Source organism: Rathayibacter sp. AY1H3 (assembly GCF_002932015.1).
Map to the genome: position 1 here is coordinate 1 of NZ_PSUU01000087.1, position 3,770 is coordinate 3,770.

The window sequence follows — 3,770 nt, forward strand, 5'->3', positions numbered from 1 at the left end:
CCCAGGAGCCGACGCCCGATCCCCCGGCTCCGGAGCCGGCACCCGCGCCCGCCCCCGAGCCGACCGAGGCCCCGCAGCCGACGGCGGAGCCCCTGCCGCAGCCCGAGCCCACCGCGGTGCTCCCTCCGCGGACCTGCGCCGACGACCCCCGCCTCTGCACTCCTGCGCCCGAGCCGACCATCGGCGGGCCCCTCACCTGAGCCCCGGCTCGCGGCCCGCCCCGCCTGCGGGGATAGTGGAGGCATGAGCAGACTCCTCCTCGGCCTCCTGACCAACGCCGTCGCGATCTGGCTCACGACCCTGGTCGTGGCGGGCGTGCGCGTGGACCCGTACGAGGAGGGCCCCGCAGCGGCGGTCCTCACGTACCTGCTGGTGGCGGTGATCTTCGGCGTCGTCAACGCCGTCGTCGGCGGAGTGGTGCGGGTGGTCGCGTTCCCCCTGTACGTGCTGACGCTCGGCCTGGTCTCGTTCCTCGTCAACGGCCTCCTGCTGCTCCTGACCGCCTGGATCAGCGGCCTCTTCGGCTTCGGCCTCGTCGTGGACGGCTTCTGGTGGGGCGTGCTCGGCGCCCTCGTGCTCGCCCTGGTGAACTGGTTCATCGGCCTCCTCCTGCGCCCCTTCCTCCGCCGCCGTCAGGACTGACACCGCGGGCTCGGCAGCCAGCATCGGCCGCGCCGCCGCCGCCCGGGAGGCCGCGCGCGCCATCGGTGGACGGCGGCCGCGATCGGCCTGCTGTGGAGGAGCCGCGGTGCGCCATGATGGGCGGGTGACCCCCGACTCCCCTGCGCCCTCGGCCTTCGCCGTGTGCTTCGTCTGCACCGGCAACATCTGCCGGTCGCCGATGGCCGAGGTGGTGCTGCGCTCCCTGGCGGAGCAGGCGGGGCTCGGCTCCGCGATCGAGATCAGCTCGGCCGGCACCGGCGAGTGGCACCTCGGCGAGCACGCCGACAGCCGCGCCCTCGCGGCGCTGGAGCGACACGGCTTCGACGGGGGCCGCCACCGCGCCCAGCTCTTCGACCCGTCCCGCTTCGCCGAGTTCGACCTGGTCGTCGCGCTCGACCACGGGCACGAGCGCGCGCTGCGCTCCTGGGCGCGCACCGAGGTCGACCGGCAGAAGATCCGCCGCCTGCTCGACTTCGAGCCCGGCCTCTCCCCGCAGGGCGACGTCCCCGACCCCTACTATTCCGATGCGGCGGCGTTCGACTCGGTGCTCGCGCTCATCGAGCGCGCCTGCCGGGCCCTCTTCGCCCAGATCGAACCAGGACTGCGCGGCAACCGCTCGGTCCGCCCCGACTCCACCGACGCGCGCGCCGCCCTCGCGCAGGACACCTGAGAACCGGAAGGCACCACCGCATGACCTCGCTCCCCACCCAGCCGCTGAGCCCTCTCGACGGCCGCTACAGCGGTGCCGTCTCGTCGCTCGGCGAGTACCTCTCGGAGGCGGGGCTGAACCGCGCGCGGGTGCACGTCGAGGTCGAGTGGCTGCTGGCGCTGACCGACCGCCGCCTCTTCGGCTCCGAGCCCGTCGACGCGGCGACCGCCGAGGAGCTGCGCCGCCGCGCCCGCGACTTCGGCCAGCCCGAGATCGACGAGCTGGCGACCCTCGAGGCCCGCACCCGCCACGACGTGAAGGCCGTGGAGTACCTCGTCCGCCAGTGGCTCGAGGAGCTGGGCCTGCAGCGCATCGCCGAGCTCACCCACTTCGCCGCCACCAGCGAGGACATCAACAACCTCTCCTACGCGATCGTGGTCCGCCAGGCCGTCGGCGAGATCTGGCTGCCGAAGCTGCGCTCGGTCGTCGCGTCGCTCCGGGAGCTGGCCGTCCGCTACCGCGACGAGTCGATGCTCAGCCGCACCCACGGCCAGCCCGCGACCCCGACCACGATGGGCAAGGAGTTCGCCGTCTACGCGTACCGGCTCGAGCGGGTCGTCGCGCAGATCGAGGCGACGGAGTACCTGGGCAAGTTCAGCGGAGCGACGGGCACGTTCGCCGCGCACCTCGCCGCCGACCCCGGCACCGACTGGCCCGCCCTCGCGGAGGAGTTCGTCACCTCCCTCGGCCTCGTCTTCAACCCGCTGACCACCCAGATCGAGTCGCACGACTGGCAGGCCGAGCTCTACGGCAGGGCCGCGCACGCGAACCGCATCCTGCACAACATCTGCACCGATGTCTGGACCTACATCTCGCTCGGCTACTTCCGGCAGATCCCCCAGGCCGGGGCGACCGGCTCGTCCACGATGCCGCACAAGATCAACCCGATCCGCTTCGAGAACGCCGAGGCGAACCTCGAGCTCTCCAGCGCCCTGCTCGACTCGCTCGCGCAGACCCTGGTCACCTCGCGCCTCCAGCGCGACCTCACCGACTCGACCACGCAGCGCAACATCGGCGTCGCGTTCGGCCACTCCCTCCTCGCCCTCGACAACATCGCCCGCGGCCTGCTCGAGATCGACCTCGACCCGACCGCCCTCGCCGCCGACCTCGACGGCAACTGGGAGGTGCTGGCCGAGGCGATCCAGACGGTGATCCGCGCAGAGGTGGCGGCCGGCCGCTCCTCGATCACCGACCCGTACGCGCTGCTGAAGGACCTGACCCGCGGCAAGCGCCTCGGTGCCGACGACCTCGCCGTCTTCGTGCAGGGTCTCGACATCGGCGACGCGGCGAAGGAGCGCCTGCTGGCGCTGACGCCGGGCGGCTACACGGGCCTCGCCTCGTCGCTGGTCGACCGCCTGAGCTGATCCGCCGGGCAGCGAGCGCGCGGGTGCCGCCGTCCTCGAGAGCGAGCACTCCGACTCCTGCGTGCTCGCGGCGGCGCGGTCGACGGCGGCGCGATGTCGGGGGTCGCACCTAGCGTCGGCGGCATGTCAGCGTGCGCGATCGGAGGGTGCGCCTCCTCGGCCGAGACGGGCGCCCCCCTCGCGCTCTGCGCGGCGCACCTCGGGCTCGCGCACGACTGGGTCGCCCGCGAGGACGGCGTGATCGACGTCCTGCCCTCGCCGTGCGCGGCGTGCGGGTCCCGCCTGGGCGTCCGACTCCCCTCCGCCTGGCTCTGCGCCGCCTGCGAGTGGCGGCTCGGCGATGCTCCCGACGGCGAGCTCCCGCCGCCCCGGGTCGACGTCGTCTACTACATCCGCTTCGGCGAGCGGATCAAGATCGGCACCAGCGGCAATCCCCGGCAGCGCCTCCACCGGCTCCGGCACGAGGAGCTCCTCGCGTTCGAGCGCGGCGGGCGAGCACTCGAGCAGCACCGGCACGCCCAGTTCGCCGACGAGCGCCTGGAGCGCACCGAGTGGTTCGCGCGCAGCCCCGCGCTCGACGCCCACATCGAGACCGTGCGCGCCGGGGAGCCCGACCCCTGGGCCCTGCACCGCCGCTGGCGCAGCGAGGCGCTGGCCCTGCGGCTCTGACGCGTCGGCTGCGAGCCGGCGGCGACGACTCGACCGCTCCGACTCGCCGGTTCCCACGCGACGGTTCCCGCTCGCCGGCACTGCGTCCGCGGGTCCCGTTCCGCCGAGCCGGACACCTGCACGGAGCGACGGGGAGGGAGCGACGGGGGCGGGTCCCGGAGGACCGTCCCGCAGCCGCCGCGCGACGCGCTCAGCGCCCCCAGGCGTCGACGAGCAGCGGACCGCGGATATCGCGGAGCCGGTCGACCAGACGGTCCGCCAGCGCGGCCGTGACTCCCGTGGCGACCAGGTCGTGTGGGCCGAGCGGCAGCAGCTTCCCCGTGCGGATGCGCACCACCTCCCATCCGGCGGAGCGGAGCGCGCGG

5 protein-coding genes are annotated in these 3,770 nt (G+C 74.1%); all 5 read left to right on the forward strand.

What is annotated here, in order from left to right; translation table 11 throughout:
• Nucleotides 1-200 (forward strand): hypothetical protein (locus C5C33_RS18850; RefSeq protein ID WP_219814963.1); only part of this gene is annotated, 200 nt, incomplete at its 5' end.
• Between the two features lie 43 nt (nucleotides 201-243).
• Nucleotides 244-642: a phage holin family protein gene (locus C5C33_RS17905; RefSeq protein WP_104225199.1), complete on the forward strand. Its 399-nt coding sequence runs from the start codon at nucleotides 244-246 to the stop codon at nucleotides 640-642.
• Between the two features lie 124 nt (nucleotides 643-766).
• Nucleotides 767-1,333, forward strand: coding sequence for a low molecular weight protein-tyrosine-phosphatase (locus C5C33_RS17910; RefSeq protein WP_181027248.1), 567 nt, complete (start codon nucleotides 767-769; stop codon nucleotides 1,331-1,333).
• Nucleotides 1,334-1,353: 20 nt separating this feature from the next.
• Nucleotides 1,354-2,736 (forward strand): adenylosuccinate lyase, encoded by a 1,383-nt coding sequence (purB, locus tag C5C33_RS17915; protein ID WP_104225198.1) that lies wholly within the window; start codon nucleotides 1,354-1,356, stop codon nucleotides 2,734-2,736.
• Nucleotides 2,737-2,859: 123 nt separating this feature from the next.
• Nucleotides 2,860-3,405 carry a GIY-YIG nuclease family protein gene (locus tag C5C33_RS17920; RefSeq protein ID WP_104225197.1) on the forward strand — a complete coding sequence of 182 codons (546 nt, stop codon included), beginning with the start codon at nucleotides 2,860-2,862 and terminating at the stop codon, nucleotides 3,403-3,405.
• The last annotated feature ends 365 nt before the right edge of the window (nucleotides 3,406-3,770 follow it).